This window comes from Rhizobium sp. WYJ-E13 (genome assembly GCF_018987265.1).
GTDB lineage: Bacteria > Pseudomonadota > Alphaproteobacteria > Rhizobiales > Rhizobiaceae > Rhizobium.
The window spans coordinates 1,889,609-1,904,292 of record NZ_CP076854.1 but is presented as its reverse complement, the minus strand read 5'-3'; the positions used below and the strand labels follow the sequence as shown (position 1 = coordinate 1,904,292).

At 61.5% G+C, this 14,684-nt stretch carries 14 protein-coding genes; 3 read left to right on the top strand and 11 right to left on the bottom strand.

The annotated features are described in order from the left end of the window. Positions 1 to 44 precede the first annotated feature (44 nt). Positions 45 to 590, bottom strand: a complete 546-nt coding sequence (locus KQ933_RS30230; protein ID WP_216759666.1) for a carboxymuconolactone decarboxylase family protein — start codon at positions 588 to 590, stop codon at positions 45 to 47. 120 nt (positions 591 to 710) lie between these two features. Between KQ933_RS30230 and KQ933_RS30225 the strand changes: the two genes are divergently transcribed. Next, a complete protein-coding gene (locus KQ933_RS30225; protein ID WP_216759662.1) occupies positions 711 to 1,616 on the top strand; it encodes a LysR family transcriptional regulator in 906 nt (301 codons plus the stop codon). A gap of 299 nt (positions 1,617 to 1,915) precedes the next feature. Here the strand turns inward: KQ933_RS30225 and KQ933_RS30220 are convergent, their stop codons facing one another. The 7 genes from KQ933_RS30220 to KQ933_RS30190 all read right to left on the bottom strand — a co-directional run bounded on the left by KQ933_RS30220 (position 1,916) and on the right by KQ933_RS30190 (position 9,919). Further along, on the bottom strand, positions 1,916 to 3,688 hold the full coding sequence (locus KQ933_RS30220) for an SLC13 family permease (protein WP_216759660.1): 1,773 nt from the start codon (positions 3,686 to 3,688) through the stop codon (positions 1,916 to 1,918). A gap of 162 nt (positions 3,689 to 3,850) precedes the next feature. Beyond that, positions 3,851 to 4,180: an L-rhamnose mutarotase gene (locus KQ933_RS30215; protein WP_216759659.1), complete on the bottom strand. Its 330-nt coding sequence runs from the start codon at positions 4,178 to 4,180 to the stop codon at positions 3,851 to 3,853. A 3-nt stretch (positions 4,181 to 4,183) separates the two neighbouring features. Further along, positions 4,184 to 5,302, bottom strand: a complete 1,119-nt coding sequence (locus tag KQ933_RS30210; protein WP_216759658.1) for a mandelate racemase/muconate lactonizing enzyme family protein — start codon at positions 5,300 to 5,302, stop codon at positions 4,184 to 4,186. A gap of 8 nt (positions 5,303 to 5,310) precedes the next feature. Then, positions 5,311 to 6,834 (bottom strand): sugar ABC transporter ATP-binding protein, encoded by a 1,524-nt coding sequence (locus KQ933_RS30205; RefSeq protein WP_216759656.1) that lies wholly within the window; start codon positions 6,832 to 6,834, stop codon positions 5,311 to 5,313. 1 nt (position 6,835) lies between these two features. Next, complete coding sequence (locus tag KQ933_RS30200; RefSeq protein WP_216759654.1) at positions 6,836 to 7,792, bottom strand: ABC transporter permease; 957 nt, start codon at positions 7,790 to 7,792, stop codon at positions 6,836 to 6,838. Then, entirely contained in the window at positions 7,789 to 8,808 is a 1,020-nt protein-coding gene (locus KQ933_RS30195; protein WP_216759653.1) for an ABC transporter permease, read from the bottom strand. The genes KQ933_RS30200 and KQ933_RS30195 overlap by 4 nt, the downstream gene beginning before the upstream one ends. 85 nt (positions 8,809 to 8,893) lie before the next feature. Further along, positions 8,894 to 9,919: a sugar ABC transporter substrate-binding protein gene (locus KQ933_RS30190; RefSeq protein WP_216759652.1), complete on the bottom strand. Its 1,026-nt coding sequence runs from the start codon at positions 9,917 to 9,919 to the stop codon at positions 8,894 to 8,896. 148 nt (positions 9,920 to 10,067) lie between these two features. Between KQ933_RS30190 and KQ933_RS30185 the strand changes: the two genes are divergently transcribed. Next, a complete protein-coding gene (locus tag KQ933_RS30185) occupies positions 10,068 to 11,057 on the top strand; it encodes an alpha/beta hydrolase (protein ID WP_216759651.1) in 990 nt (329 codons plus the stop codon). Then, positions 11,029 to 12,045 (top strand): GntR family transcriptional regulator, encoded by a 1,017-nt coding sequence (locus KQ933_RS30180; RefSeq protein ID WP_216759650.1) that lies wholly within the window; start codon positions 11,029 to 11,031, stop codon positions 12,043 to 12,045. The genes KQ933_RS30185 and KQ933_RS30180 overlap by 29 nt, the downstream gene beginning before the upstream one ends. A gap of 31 nt (positions 12,046 to 12,076) precedes the next feature. Here KQ933_RS30180 and KQ933_RS30175 read toward each other — a convergent pair whose 3' ends face one another. From KQ933_RS30175 to KQ933_RS30165, 3 genes are read right to left on the bottom strand one after another with little or no spacing between them, the layout of a single operon-like run. After that, positions 12,077 to 12,841, bottom strand: coding sequence for an ABC transporter permease (locus KQ933_RS30175; RefSeq protein WP_216759648.1), 765 nt, complete (start codon positions 12,839 to 12,841; stop codon positions 12,077 to 12,079). A gap of 4 nt (positions 12,842 to 12,845) precedes the next feature. Continuing rightward, positions 12,846 to 13,631 carry an ABC transporter ATP-binding protein gene (locus KQ933_RS30170; protein WP_216759647.1) on the bottom strand — a complete coding sequence of 262 codons (786 nt, stop codon included), beginning with the start codon at positions 13,629 to 13,631 and terminating at the stop codon, positions 12,846 to 12,848. After that, positions 13,628 to 14,653 carry an ABC transporter substrate-binding protein gene (locus KQ933_RS30165; protein WP_216760888.1) on the bottom strand — a complete coding sequence of 342 codons (1,026 nt, stop codon included), beginning with the start codon at positions 14,651 to 14,653 and terminating at the stop codon, positions 13,628 to 13,630. The genes KQ933_RS30170 and KQ933_RS30165 overlap by 4 nt, the downstream gene beginning before the upstream one ends. Between the last annotated feature and the right edge of the window lie 31 nt (positions 14,654 to 14,684).

Genomic DNA, 14,684 nt, shown 5'->3' with positions numbered 1-14,684 from the left:
CAAAGGGTTGGGAGGGGCGGAGCGCCAGCCCCGCTCCTCGTCTGTCAGGCCGCATTGACAGCGGAGACTGCCGGGAAGTCGATATCTGTCTTGGCGACTTCGTTCAGATAGTTGGTGAAAGTGTTTTCGGCGACCAGAGCGACGATTTCGACGATCTGCGCATCCGAAAAGCCTGCAGCGCGCACGGCAGCGATATCGGCGTCGGCGACATGTCCGCGTGCCTCGGCGATCTTTGCCGCAAAGCCGACGGCGGCATTCGCCTTGACATCGGCTGATGCGCCCTTGCGGTTGAGGGCAATTTCTTCCGGGCTGATCTTTGCCAGGTTTAGGCCGAGATAGGTATGGGCGGACAGGCAATAGCCGCAGCCGTTCACCTCTGCGACGGCAAGCGCGATCCGCTCACGCGTCTTGAGATCGAGCGCTTTAGAAAGCCCACCCTGAAGACCGGTGAATGCCGCCAGGGCCGCCGGGCTGTTGGCGATCAGACGAAACAGGTTCGGGACGAAGCCGAGCGCCTTCTGGATGCCATCCAGCGTCGCCTTGGCTGCTTCCGGCACATCGTCACGGGCGGGGATGGAAATACGGGACATGGAAATCTCCTTTGGGACAGCCGAGCTGTGATTGGCTTGGCGAACTCAATGTGTCGATTTCCAATCGGAAAGAGAATATGCTCTGCATGAAAGTGATTTTACCAAAAATTGGAAGAATAAATGGATCGGTTCGAAGCCATGTCGATGCTGCTGGAGGTGGTGGATAAGGGAAACCTGTCTGCGGCCGGCCGGTCGCTGAAAATTCCCCTGCCGACGCTGAGCCGCAGGATCACCGAACTGGAAACGCTGCTGGGAACGAAGCTGTTGACCCGCACCACCCGGAAGATTGCCCTGACCGATGCGGGCGCCACCTATATCGAGGCGGCAAGGCGCATCCTCGAGCAAGTGGAAGAGGCCGAGCGTCAGGCATCGGGCGAATTCGCAATGCCAAAGGGCGAACTGGTGATCACTGCGCCAGTGCAGTTCGGCCGTTTTCATGTGCTGCCTGTCGTGACCGACTTCCTGGAAGCCTTTCCGGCTATCAACGTGCGGCTGATGCTGACGGACAGGAATATCGATCTCGTCGGAGAACATGTCGATATGGCCGTGCGAATCGGCAATCTGCCCGACAGCGCCATGGTCGCAACCCGCATCGGCTCGGTGCGCAGGGTCGTCTGCGGCAGTCCGGCCCTCTTTGCCGGCCGCGGGGTGCCGAAGGAGCCGGCCGATCTCCTGGGCCTGCCCTGCATCAACGTCGAGGTCCTGACGCCCACGGCCGGCTGGCGGTTCCAGAAGCCAGGAGCTGCAAAGGCCATAGAGGTGCTGATTAGCCCGCGGCTTTCAGTCACCACCACCGAGGCGGCCGCCGAGGCCGCCATCCGCGGCGCTGGCGTCACCAGGCTGCTGTATTACCAGGTCGCAGGAGCGGTCGCGGCCGGCGCGCTCAAACTTGTGCTTGAGGACTTCGAACCGAAGCCCGCTCCCATCCACCTGGTCCATCTCGCCCGCGGCCAGATGCCGCTCAAGATGCGCCGCTTTCTGGATTTTGCCGCACCCCGGCTACGGGTGAGCGTCGCTGCCCTGTAATCTTCTTCCCTGCACGAAGAACCCGCTGTACGCCCACCGTGAGGCGGCGGGCATACCGAAAGCATGTCAAGAAGGTTTCGCCGGCAAGAGAGTTTCGGTAAAGGACCGTCGCTAATCGGATACGACGCCGGGTTTGGGTGGCATTGCCGATTCTGCAATCAATGGAAGAATTTTCGAAAAGTATGGGATCATGCTCCATGGGGAGCGCTACGGCAGTTTTGCGGTTCATAGGCAGAACGTGTAGCAAGACTGGCTCTCTGTGCGTCTGGTGCGTTCTGTTGACCCGCGCGTACCAGCAATCAGTTTACGGGCCACACGTACAACAGCATCGGCACGCTCGCGATAATGATCAGAAACGACAGCGGAAGGCCGAGGCGCGGGTAGTCGGAGAATTTATATCCTCCCGGACCGAAGACTAGTGTGTTGCATTGGTGGCCGACCGGGGTCAGGAAATCGCAGCCGGCACCGATCGCCACCGCCATCAGGAAGGCCTCCGGCCGGAAGCCGAGATCGGTGGCAAAACCGACGGCGATCGGCCCCATAACAAGCACGGTGGCGGCATTGTTGAGAAAGGGCGTTACGGCCATCGCTGCGACAAGAATCAAGCCGAGCGCGCCCCAGGCCGGCACGCCCTTGGCGATGTCGCCAAGCCCATGGGCGATGAGATCGCTGCCGCCTGAAGTGCGCAGCGTATCGGAGACGGGGATCAAGGCTGCAAGCATGATGAGGATCGGGCCGTCGACCGACTTGTAGATATCGGCAAGCGGGATCGCCCGGAAGACGACCATGCCAAGCGCCGCCGCAAAGAAGGCGACAGGCACCGGCACAACGCCGACCGCCGTCGTCGCCATGGCAAGCGCCAGGATGATCAGCGGAATGAAAGCCCGCCGGCGCGTGCCGAGCAATATTTCGCGCTGGGCAAGTGGCAAAAGGGTAAGATCCTGCATGACGACTGGCAGGTTCTCACGGCTTCCCTGCAGCACGAGCACGTCGCCGGCTGCAAGTGTCAGATTGGCAAGGCGCTCCTTCAGCCGTTGGCCATGCCGGCTGATGGCCAGCAGATTGACGCCGCGCGTATAGGCGAGCGCAAGTTGCTTGACGGAACGGCCCCTCAGGGGCGATTCTTGACCGATCACCACCTCGATCGAGACGACCTCCGCCTTCATCTGCCCACTTTCCCTGATTGGCTTGCCGGCGAGCTGCAGCTTTCCGGCTGACACGATGCGGTCGAGCGCGGCCGGCGGGCCTTCCAGCAGCACGATATCGTTTTCCCGGAGTGTGAGATCAGGGAAGGGGGACATGCGCGTCGCGCCGCGCAGGACGGCAGTGGCAATTGCCTCGCCGTCGCCAGGTTTGACAAGAACGCTGATCGGCTTTTCCAAGACAGCCGATTCAGCCGTAACCAGCGCTTCCGAGGTATAGTTCTTGATGTCGACCGCTTCCTCGATCGAGCTGCCCTGTTTCGTACGACTTGGCACCAGCCAGTGAAAGAAGATAACAAAGGTGATGCCGACGATCGTCAGGACACTGCCGACCGGCGTGAAATCGAACATAGTGAAGGAACTGCCCGTCATCTCCGCCATCAGCCGCGAGACGACGATATTCGGCGACGTACCGATCTGCGTCATCAGGCCGCCAAGCAAGGCTGCGAATGACATGGGCATCAGATATTTGGACGGTGAGACGCCAGACCTCCGGGCAAACTGAAAGGCGACCGGCATCATGATCGCCAGCGCGCCGATATTCTTGATGAACGCGGAAAGCAATGCCACGGCGATCATCAGCAGGGCAATCTGGCTGTGCAGCGTATTGAGGTTCGGAAAGAATCGCTTGATCGCCATGTCGACGACGCCTGAACGTGCAACCCCGGCTGAGACGATCAACGCGCTGCCGACGATAATGACGATATCATCGGAGAAACCGGAAAATGCCTTGTCCGGAGGGACGATTCCGACCGCGACGGAGAGAACAAGCGCGCAACACGCGACGACGTCATATCTGAACCGATCCCAGATAAAGACCCCCATCATCATGGCGATGACGGAGAATGCGAGGATCTGCTGCGTTGACATCCGGCTCCATGGGTGTGCGAATTATCGATGGACTCGAAATGAGACAGGCGAGGATGCACGGAAAACGTCTTCCGGGACTGATGAGTTCCGCGGGCTTGCCGCTAAATCGGAACCGGTGATCCGCGATACAGGATAGGTGCGCGGCGGTTCATCGCTCCTGCCTCAATCGAGGTGAAACACCTCCGGCATCGTCGCCCACCACTCGCCTTCCTTGCGGGTCGCGAGCGGCCTCTGGCAGGGCATGCAGGCGGCCCACCATGCCTTGTTTGCCGGATCGGCGGCCATCTTGGCCATATCGGCCGTGAAATCGTCGCCGACATATTCCCAGTAGCCGAAGAGCAGGTTTTCCGGCTCCTTCAGGAAGATCGAATAGTTGGTGATGTTGCAGGCGGAGATCAGTGCCAGGATCTCCGGCCAGACAGCCGCATGCAGCGCCTTGTATTCCGCGACCTTGTCCGGCTCCAGGCCGATCACCATGCCCATGCGCTGCATGTTCTACCGCCCTTGCGTGATTGCCGTCGTGAACTCGGCGATGCTGCGGGCCTTCACGGCCTCCCAGTCCCATTCGATGCCGATGCCGGGTTGGGAAGGAGCGATGGCGTGGCCGTTCCGGATCTCCATGCCCTTGGTCGTCAGGTCGTCGAGCTGCGGGATATATTCGACATATTTGCCGTTCTGAATGGCGCAGACGAGGCTGACATGCAGCTCCATCAGGAAATGCGGGCAGACCGGAATGTCGAAGGCTTCGGCCGCATGCGCGACCTTGAGCCAGGGCGTAATGCCGCCGATGCGGGCAACGTCGACCTGGACGATCGAGCAGGCGCCCTTCTGCATATATTCGCGGAAATGCCGGATCGAATAAAGGGATTCACCGACGGCGATCGGCGTCGAGGTTGAGCGGGAAAGCCGGATATGCCCGTCGAGATCGTCGGCCGGCAGCGGTTCCTCGATCCAGGCGAGGTCGAGCTCCTCCAGCCGTGCGGCCCGGCGGATGGCCTCATCGACGGTAAAGCCCTGATTGCAGTCGGTCATGATCTCGAAACCGTCACCGAGTGCTGCGCGCATGGCAGACAGCCGGTCATAGTCCTCGGCGCCATGTGGCCTGCCGATCTTCACCTTCGAGCCGGAAAAGCCCTTGGCCTTGGCCTGCAGGGCGTCTTCGACGAGCGCTTGCTTCTCGATATGCAGCCAACCGCCTTCGGTCGTATAGAGCGGGCAGCTGTCCTTGGCGCCGCCTGCGAGTTTCCACAGCGGCAGCTTCTGCTTTTTGGCTCTCAGATCCCACAGCGCGGTATCGACGGCGGCGAGCGCCAGCGCCGTGATCGCCCCGATCGTCGTGGCGTGGGTGGCAAATTCCAGTTTGTGCCAGATCGCCTCGATGCAATCGGCATCCTCGCCGATCAGCAGCGGGACCAGATGGTCCGACAGAAGCCGCATGACGGAGGAGCCGCCGGTGCCGATCGTATAGGAATAGCCGGTGCCGGAAGCACCGTCGGAATCGGTGATGGTGACGATTGGCGTTTCCTGGCTGACGAAGCTCTGGATCGCATCGGTGCGCTTCACCTTCGGCGGCAGGTCCACCATGCGCAGTTCGATCTTTTCAATGCGGGCCATGCTTCCTCCTAGCTTGCCGTGCGGGTCTGGCCGGGTTCGGCCGCGTGGATCGCCGACATGATGGCGCGGCTTGCCGTCTCATATTTGCGGTCGTTCTGATGCTCGTGGACGATCCTGAAATCGTGCATGACGAGGATGCGGTCGGCGAGCGCCGCCATTTCCGGCATGTCGCTCGAGATCAGCAGGATCGCCATGCCCTTGTCGGCAAGCCCGTTGATCAACTCGTGAATATAGGCCTTGGCCTTTATGTCGATGCCGACGGTCGGCTCGTCGATGAAAAGGATGTCGACATCGGCTGCCAGCCACTTGGCGAGCGAAACCTTCTGCTGGTTGCCGCCCGAAAGATTGCCGACAAGCTGCTCCAGGCTGGGTGTGCGGATTTCCAGTTGCCGTGCAAGCGGGGCGGCGGTCTTGCGCTCCTGGCCAGCGCCGATCAGGCCGAGGGTGGATGCGATCCTGTCCCAGACCGTCATGGCGATGTTGGAGCGGATAGGATGGGCGAGGATGACGCCCTCATGTTTCCGGTCCTCGCTGACATAGCCCATGCGGAAGCGCTTGATCGCCTCTTCGACCGAATGGATGCGCACGGGCTCGCCGTCGATCTCAATCGTGCCGGACGTTACCTTGTCCTTACCGATGATGGCGCGGATCAGTTCGGTCCGTCCGGCGCCGACAAGCCCGTAGAGCCCGAGGATTTCGCCACGGTGCAGCGAGAAGGAAATATCGCTGTGGCCGGCAGCGGTGGCAACGTCGCGAAGCTCAAGCTTGGGCATGCCTTCGCGTGATTTGCCTGCGCGGGCGATCACCGGCCGTTCGGCGCGGCCGATCATCGCCTCGATCAGCGTCTGCCTTGTCATGCCGGCCATCGGCGCGCCGCGTAGTGTCGCTTCCCCGTCGCGCAGAACCGTGACGCGGTCGCAAAGGCTCAAGACCTCTTCGAGTTTGTGGCTGACGAAGAGGATTGCCGTTCCCTGATCGCGCAGCTGGCGCACGAGGCGGAAGAGGATTTCGGTTTCGGCGTCGGTGATCGATGCGGTCGGCTCATCGAGCAGCAGCACCTTCGCCTTGTGGCTGAGAGCCTTGGCGATCTCCACCATCTGCATCTGCGCGACGCTAAGACGCCGGACCTCGGTTGCCGGATCGATATCGAGGCCGACCTTGCGCAGATGTTCGCGCGCCTCGTCGTTGGCGCGGCGGAAATCGACGAGGCCGTTTCGAACTGGCAGGCCCTCCAGAAGGATGTTTTCGGCAACCGAGAAGCGTGGAATGAGGTTGCGCTCCTGATGCACGGCAGAAATGCCAAGCTTGATCGCATCGCGCGGCGAGGCAAGCGACAGCGGCGCATCGTCCAGCGTCATGGTCCCGCTGTCGGGCCGGTGAACGCCGGTGATGACCTTGATCAGCGTCGATTTGCCGGCGCCGTTTTCGCCCATCAGCGCGTGGATCTCGCCGCCTTTGAGCGCCAGCGAGGCGTTGTTGAGCGCCCTGACGCCGGGGAAGGACTTGCCGATCTTGTCGAGAACGAGCGCCATCTCAATCCTCCCCGACCCGGATTGCGCGATAGCGGTTGATCCAGACGGCGGCAAGGATCAGCGCGCCGAGCAGGAAGGTGACCCAATAGGGATCGACTGCCAGCAGTACCATGGCGTTCTGGATCAGCCCGACCAAGAGCACGGCGATGAAAGTGCCGAGAATGGATATGGAGCCGCCGGCGAGACTCGCACCGCCGATGATCGGAGCCGCAAAGGAAATGACCACCCAATCCGCGCCGATCGTCGGCTGCGCCGAACCGAGTTGGGCGACCGCGAGCACGCCGGCAGTCGCGGCAAGCAGGCCTGACAGGACATGCGCCATGATGGTGGCACAGGCAACGGAGATGCCGGAGAGTTCCGCTGCATGGCTGTTGCCGCCGACCGCCAGCATATAGCGGCCCTCGACCGTGCGCGCAAAGAAGATCACGAGCAGCACGGTGACCAGCAGCGGCACGATGAGCAGCATCGGGAAAGGCCCGAACCGCCCATTGCCGAAAGCGACGAAGGCCGGTGAGAGATTGTAGAAGGGAATGGCCTTGGTGATGCCGAGATTGATGCCGGCAAAGGCCGAGCCGGTCGCGAGCGTCACGATGAAACCGTTGATGCCGGTGCGCACCGTCAGCCAGCCATTGACGAAACCGGCAAAGCCGCCGAACGCGATGCCAATGATGATGGCGACGAACGCCGGCAAGCCCCAGACATCCATCAGACCGCCGGTGACGACAGCGACGAGCCCGCCGAGCGCTCCGACCGAAAGGTTCATCTGTCCGACGCCGAGCATCACCATCTGGCTGAAGGCGACGAGCAGCGACACGCAGATGCTGCGCAGCATCACGAACCAGTTGAATTCCGTCATGAAGGCGGGAGAGGCGAGGCTGAGCGCGATGCCGCCGGCGACTACGCCGACAAGGATGCCGGACCACTGCGTCCGTGCGGCCAGGGAAATGAGCGTCTTCATGCGCGCCTCGTCTGTTCGCTGATGGCGAGCGTCGTCCGGTAGCGCTCGAAGAGGATCGCCGAGAGCAGGAAGATGCCGAGGAAGAGCTGCAGCCAGAAATTCCCGACCTGCAGCACGAGCAAGCCGCTGCGGATGGTTGCGACCAGCAGCGCGCCGAGGATTGTGCCGATGACGGAGACCATGCCGCCGGCCAGCGCCGTGCCGCCGATGACGGGCGCGAGGAAGGAGGGAAGCAGCCAGTCGTCGCCGGCAACCGCGGGCATGGCCGCCGAAAGCCGCGATGTCAGCATCAAGGCGGCAGCGCCAGCGAGCACACCCGAGAGCACATGAACGAAAATGGTGATCCGCCCGACCGGGATGCCCGACATTTCCGCCGTGCGCGCATTGGCGCCGACGGCCAGAACCTGCCGGCCGAGCACCGTATGCTTGAACAGGATGTAGAGCGTTGCGCCGATCACGAAGGCGACGATTGCCAGCGATGGTATCGGGCCGATGCCGCTGCGGCCGAAGGCGCCGAATGTTGCCGGCAATCCGTTCAGTGGCACGCCCTTGGTGAAGATGAGCATACCGCCGGAAAACAGGCTGGCGCTCGCAAGTGTGACGATGAAGCTGTTGACCCCGGTTTTGACGATGGCCAGCCCGTTGAGTGCGCCGAGGAAGCCGCCGAAGGCAAGGGTCAGGAGGATCGCAACCGGAATGGGAAGGCCGGCCAGCTGCATCAGATAGCCGGCGGCCATCACGCAGCAAACGCCGATGGCACCGACCGAGAGGTTCATGCCGCCGGTCGCCAGCACCACCATCTGCGCAAAGCCGACCACGACATCGATCGCGACCGAGCGCCCCATGGAATTCAGGTTGAAGCGGGACAGGAAGCCCGGCGCAAGACTGCTGAAGACGGCCCACAGGATCAGAAGAATGATCAGAATACCAAGCTGCGCCGGTCCTCTGGTCAAAAGTCCCAGCAGGCTGCGTCTGCCTGCATCGGGGACGGGACTATCATTGTCGATGGGTGCCATGCGCTGGGATGACCGGTATCGTTAAACGGAAGTGGGCAATGTCGATAATCTGGCGCGAGGCCTGTTCGGCCCCGCGCCATTCTCCTCACTTGCAGGAGAGATAGGTGTCCTTGAAGCTCGCCTGCAGCTTCTTCGTCAGCGCCTTCAGGTCGTCCTTATAGCCATCGACGTTCTTGGCCGAGATCAGCAACGTACCGGAATCGACGAAATGCGCAGTCTGCGGCGTCGCGATCCACGGGGCATCGGCCTTCACGCTGCAGCCTTCCGCCATCTGGTCCAGCACATAGGCGCCGATATAGGCCTGGCCATAGGGGTTCTGCGCCATCGTGCCGGCGACGAAACCGTCACGAATGCCGTCGAGGATGATCTTGTCGTCATCGATGCCGACGAGCTTGATCTTCTTGTCACCGAGGTTCTTGAGTGCCGTTGCGGCAACCACCGAGGAAATGTATCCGGTGGCAATCATCCCGTTGATCTTGTCCTTCTGCGCTGCGAGCAGCGCGTTGATCTTCTGGTCGCCCTGTTCCTGGCTATCGGTATCGCCGACCGTCTGCAGCAGCGTGACGGCGCCGTTCGTTTCGCCGACGGCCTTTTCGACCGCTTTGACGCGCAGCGTCGTGTTCGGATCGACGAGCAGGCCGGCCAGATGAACGATCGTGCCCTTGCCGCCCATGGCCTCGATCAGCGCCTTGGTGCCGAGATAGGCCGATTGGGAGACGTCTGTCGCCAGGCAAAGCCCGACATCGGTCGGATCCTGCGCGCAGCCGCCGAGCGCGACGGATGGAATGCTGTTGCTCTTCATTTCCGAGACCGTGGCATTGATGCCGACCGCGTCGCCCGGAAAGACGCCGAAGCCGTTGGTGCCCTGTGCCGCGAGGCTTTCCAGAAGCTCGGTCTGCGCCTCAAGCTTCCATTCGCTCGGCACTTTATAGTCGACGGCGGCGATGCCGAAATCCTTCGCGGCATCAGCTGCAGCCTGTTCCCAGGGCGCGAAATAGGGATGTGGACCACCCGGAACCAGGGCGATCTTGTTATCCGAGGCGAAGGCGCCCAGCGGCGCGAGCGCCACAGAGCATGCAAGGCCTGCAGCAATGAAACTGCGAATTGTCATGACATCCTCCCGTTTGGGCAAGCCAGTCCTCTTCCAGCATTGCCATACTCAATCGCTAACACGATCGAATATCGCATGCAATATTCAATAATTGACTTTTTTGTCATCTTCCTGTTCCATCTCGGCAGGCAATCGGCGGGAGGAGTTGATGAAGCCGCAAGAAAACCAGGCCCCGGTCGATCGATCGAGGCTGTTGCAGGAATATCGAACCCTGCTGGAGGAGATCGACGCATTGGGCGGGCCGGCTCTGGAAACGCTTTCGCCCCAGGAAGCGCGTGCCGATTCCGAGGTTCGGCTAGCCCTTCTTTGGGGGGCAAAGGACGAGGTTGCGGATATCGAGAATCTCGAAATCCCAAACGGTGAAATGAAGCTGAAGGCAAGGCTCTATCGCAGGGCCGACGCCAGGCGAACCATCCTCTTCCTCCATGGCGGCGGCTGGATGGTCGGCAGCATCGAAACCCATGACGGCCCCGTGCGGACGCTCGCCAATGCCGCCCGCGCCAATGTGCTGTCGGTCGAATACCGCAAGGCGCCGGAAGCGCCGTTTCCGGCCGCTTTCGAGGATGCTGAAGCGGCACTTCTCTGGCTTCAGGAGAATGGTGAGGTGCGCGGGCTCGATGCAGGCAGGCTGATCCTTGCAGGCGACAGTGCCGGCGCAAGCCTTTGCGCATCGCTGGCGATCCGCGCGCGCCATCTTGGCGTCGGGCTTGCTGGGCAGGTCCTGATCTATCCGGCGACCGATCTCTCGAGCACCACAGCAAGCCGCGCTGAGTTCGCAAGCGGCTTTTCGCTCGATCAATCGACGATGATCTGGTATGCGGAAAATTATCTCTCCGGCGGCACGCCGCCTGCTGATCCCCGGGTCTCGCCGCTGCTGGCGAGCAACCTCGCGGGCCTCGCGCCGACCTTGCTGATCACCGCCGACCATGATCCGCTGCGCGACGAGGGCCGCGCTTATGCACAGCGCTTGATTGCCGCCGGAAATGACGTCTGTTACGAGGAGTGGCAGGGAACCATCCATGGTTTCTTCATCATGGATCGCGCAGGCAAGACCGCCCGCAAGCTGATCGGGCGCATCGGGCAATGGGCAGAGAACCTCTGGAACAGACATGACTATGCCGAGCGAGGTGGAGACTGAAGGCGCCGCTGCGGCTGTTCGGTCGGAGCCGATCTATCTGACGATCTATCAGGTTCTACGCGACCATCTGGAACGGCGCGCGCTGACGCCGGGTCTCGTTCTCGGCCAGACGAACGTGGCGCGCGCCTTCAATGTCAGCCGCATTCCGGCCGGGATCGCGCTGGCCCGGCTGCTGTCCGAAGACCTTGTTCAAACCTTCGAAGGACGCGGCTACATCGTGCCAGGCGGCGATCCGCAGCGCGGTGACCTTTTTGCGGCCGGCCTTGACCTGCCGCATTCGCTCACCGTGCCGGTCGTCAACCGCCGGGAGCAGATCTATCCGGAAGTCGAGCACGCCGTTGCCGTCTGTCTTGCCTATGGCCGCTTCCTGTTGAACGAAACCGCCCTTGCCCAGCACTACGATGTCAGCCGCACCATTGCCCATGAAGTGCTGACGCAGCTCGAACGCAGCGGCATCATCGAGCAGGACAGCAACAATCGCTGGTATGCCGGCCCGCTCAGCGCCAGGGTTTTCCGCCATCACTACGACATGCGCCGCCTGCTGGAGCCGGAAGCGCTGCGCCAGGCTTACGCCTCTCTCGACAAGCCCGCCCTCGAGGAGCGGCGGCTACGGCTGAAATCCCTTGGCTCCTATCCGCAGGCGCCGGAAAAGCTGGAGAGAGCTGAGGCCGACCTGCATCTTGACTCGCTTGCGCCCTGTCCCAACACCGTGCTTCTTTCGGCAGTTCGTCGCAGCCAGCGTGTGCTGATCGCCACCCACTCGACCTTCGCCAATTTCCGCACAGAGGAGGAAATTTCCAGAATGATATCAGAGCACACACGCGTCTATGACGCCTTGCTCGCGGGCGATATCGACAAGGCCAGTGCCGCGCTCGCCGATCACCTGCGCCGGGCGCTTGATCCTAACCTGACAATCCTCCAGCATCTGCCCGCCATCCCCGCGGGCCTGACGCCACCTTATCTGATCCAGGTCAAGGGCGAGCGCTGACGCTATCATGTCTGTCGAGGACATGCCTGGTTCACGGCGATGCCAGCCGGCGAAAGATCCGCTCGATCCGGCCAACGATCGCAAAGAAGATGATGCCGGACAGCGAGGCAAGCAGCACCGCCGCAAACAGCCTTTCGGCCTGGTAATTGAACGTCGACTGGATGATGACGGCGCCAAGTCCACGGTCTGATCCGATCCATTCCCCCACGATCGCGCCGATCACAGAGGTCGTTGCCGATATTCGCAATGAGGCGAACAGAAGCGGCACCGACCGCGGAGCCCGCAGACGCCAAAAGGTTTCCCATCCGCTTGCCGACAGAACATGCATGAGCTCCAGCTCGTTGCTTGTCGCCGATGTCAAACCGCGCACCATGTTGACGAGCGTCGGGAAGAAACAGAGGAGGGCGGCGATCACGACCTTGGGTAAAATGCCGAGACCGAAGACGAGAATGATGATTGGTGCCAGAGCCAAAACCGGAATGGTATTGAAGAGCAGCACGACAGGAAAATATGCCGCCCGGACACGTGGGCTGTAGACGAAGACAATGGCAAGGATCACCGCAATGAGATTGCCGAGAAAAAAGCCAAGAAGAGCCTCGTACCAGGTGGGCAGCGCGTTCTGGACGAGCCCCTGCCATTCACTGGCGAATGTGCGCAGGACCGAGAGGGGCGTTGGGACAATATAAGCCGGAACGCCGAGCGCCGGTAACACCCATTGCCAGACGACCAACAATGAGAACGCGCCGGCAACTGGAAGAATAGTCGCTTCCAACAGGGAAAGTTGGTCTCTCTTCAAGGGATTACGCTCCACCTTCGCGCAGCAGCTGGCGCAGTTGCGCTGCTATATCCTGTGCCTGCGGGCTTTCCCTGCGACAGACGCCGTTTTCGTCCTTCAGTGACGCGAGATCGATGAGGGCCTGGCACCGGCCAGGATTTGCGGCAAGCACCAGTACGCGCCCCCCGAGATAAATCGCCTCGGTTATGCTGTGTGTCACGAACAGGATCGTCGCGTGTGTCCGACGCCAGATGGAGAGAAGTTCATCATTGAGCCGGTCGCGGGTGATTTCGTCGAGCGCCCCGAAGGGCTCGTCCATCAGCAGGATGTCCGGCTCGCACTGCAAGGCGCGTGCAATCGAAACGCGCTGGCGCTGTCCGCCCGAAAGCTGGTTTGGATAGCGATCCGATAGATGGGCAAGGCCGACCAGCTCCAGCCAATGGTCGGCCCTGGGCTCGACCGATTTGGCGATGCGGCCTTTTCCAACCTGCAATGGCAGGCAGACATTGTCTCGCACCGTGCGCCAGGGAAGAAGGGTGGCCTCCTGGAATACAAATCCAACCTCCCGCTTCCGTCTCGCCTCCGCTGCCGGCTTCCCAAGCACGGAAAGCCGGCCGTTGATCGGCGGCAGCAGATCGGCAATTGCGCGAAGGAGCGTCGACTTTCCGCATCCAGACGGGCCAAGGATCGTCAGAAACTCGCCTTTGGCGACGCTGAGATCGACGCCCTCCAGAACTGGCTGCATCGATCCCGGATAGCCGAGCCCAAGGCTCCTCGCCTCGATTGCAATTTCGTTTGTCACAGGGTTCATCCGATTTTCGGACGGTCTCCTGCCGTCATCTCCAATATGGCGGTCGAAAAGCAGTCATCGAGCTTCGGTGGGCCGGACTTGAACTGGCCAACCTTGTCATAGGCCGCGATTTGCTCGGCAATACCCTGGGGATCGAAGGTACCCCATCCATCCTTTGCCGTCGTCTCATCGAAGCTCAGTGACATGATCCGCGGTATCGTTTTCAACTCCACCGCCAGGTCGAGCTGCGGATAGGCTTCGACCGTGAGCTTCACCGCGTCTTCCGGATGCTCGTGCGTCCATGCCCAGCCCTTGGCTATGGCTCGCATTGCCTTCGAAAGCGTGTCGGCGTGCTTGTCGATCGCATCGTCGGTTGCGAAGTAGACGTTAGCATAAGACGGCAGCCCCGTATCCTTCATCATCAAATCGATCCGGTCAGGCCCAAGAACGGACAGCGCCTGGGTGTTGGTGATCCAGCCCGTCACCGCATCGACCTGGCCCGTCGTTAACGGCGTCATGTCGAACCCGATGTTCGTGATCGTAAGGCTCGACGGATCGATCTCATTCTTGAGAAGGATTGCATCCAGGACGTAACGGGCGGTTGGCTGAATCCCGATGCGTTTGCCGACCATGTCCTTGACTGTGCGGATTGGTGCCTTCGGCAGCGAGTAGAATGCAAACGGTGCCATGCGAAACCCGCAAGCGATGATCTTGATCGGCACCCCTGAGGCGCGTGCGAGCAGCAGCTGCGCCGAGTCCGAGAACTGGCCGAGCCCGGCCTGGCCGGTAACGACCGGAGGCACTGTCGCGGAGTTGGGGCCTCCGGGAGAAAACTCCACCTCCAGTCCCTCAGCCTGGAAAAATCCCTTCTTCGCGGCGACGATGTCTCCGATCTGGCCGTTGCTCATCAACCAATCGTACTTGATGACCACCTTTGCGCTTTGGGCGTTCGCCCTGATGGGCGCAAAGATGCTTAGGCCGCCGGATAGAGCAGCAAGCGTCAGCGCACCGTTGGCCAGAAATCTGCGTCGGTTCATCGTCATCGCCATTCCCCTTTTTGTTAACGCCCTTGCC

Coding starts and splice junctions, on each gene's coding strand:
- KQ933_RS30210 (WP_216759658.1), bottom strand. CDS start 5,302: ATGGCCCGCATTGAAAAGATCGAACTGCGCATGGTGGACCTGCCGCCG.
- KQ933_RS30200 (WP_216759654.1), bottom strand. CDS start 7,792: ATGAAGACGCTCATTTCCCTGGCCGCACGGACGCAGTGGTCCGGCATC.
- KQ933_RS30225 (WP_216759662.1), top strand. CDS start 711: ATGGATCGGTTCGAAGCCATGTCGATGCTGCTGGAGGTGGTGGATAAG.
- KQ933_RS30230 (WP_216759666.1), bottom strand. CDS start 590: ATGTCCCGTATTTCCATCCCCGCCCGTGACGATGTGCCGGAAGCAGCC.
- KQ933_RS30220 (WP_216759660.1), bottom strand. CDS start 3,688: ATGTCAACGCAGCAGATCCTCGCATTCTCCGTCATCGCCATGATGATG.
- KQ933_RS30215 (WP_216759659.1), bottom strand. CDS start 4,180: ATGCAGCGCATGGGCATGGTGATCGGCCTGGAGCCGGACAAGGTCGCG.
- KQ933_RS30185 (WP_216759651.1), top strand. CDS start 10,068: ATGAAGCCGCAAGAAAACCAGGCCCCGGTCGATCGATCGAGGCTGTTG.
- KQ933_RS30195 (WP_216759653.1), bottom strand. CDS start 8,808: ATGGCACCCATCGACAATGATAGTCCCGTCCCCGATGCAGGCAGACGC.
- KQ933_RS30170 (WP_216759647.1), bottom strand. CDS start 13,631: ATGAACCCTGTGACAAACGAAATTGCAATCGAGGCGAGGAGCCTTGGG.
- KQ933_RS30205 (WP_216759656.1), bottom strand. CDS start 6,834: ATGGCGCTCGTTCTCGACAAGATCGGCAAGTCCTTCCCCGGCGTCAGG.
- KQ933_RS30190 (WP_216759652.1), bottom strand. CDS start 9,919: ATGACAATTCGCAGTTTCATTGCTGCAGGCCTTGCATGCTCTGTGGCG.
- KQ933_RS30180 (WP_216759650.1), top strand. CDS start 11,029: ATGACTATGCCGAGCGAGGTGGAGACTGAAGGCGCCGCTGCGGCTGTT.
- KQ933_RS30165 (WP_216760888.1), bottom strand. CDS start 14,653: ATGACGATGAACCGACGCAGATTTCTGGCCAACGGTGCGCTGACGCTT.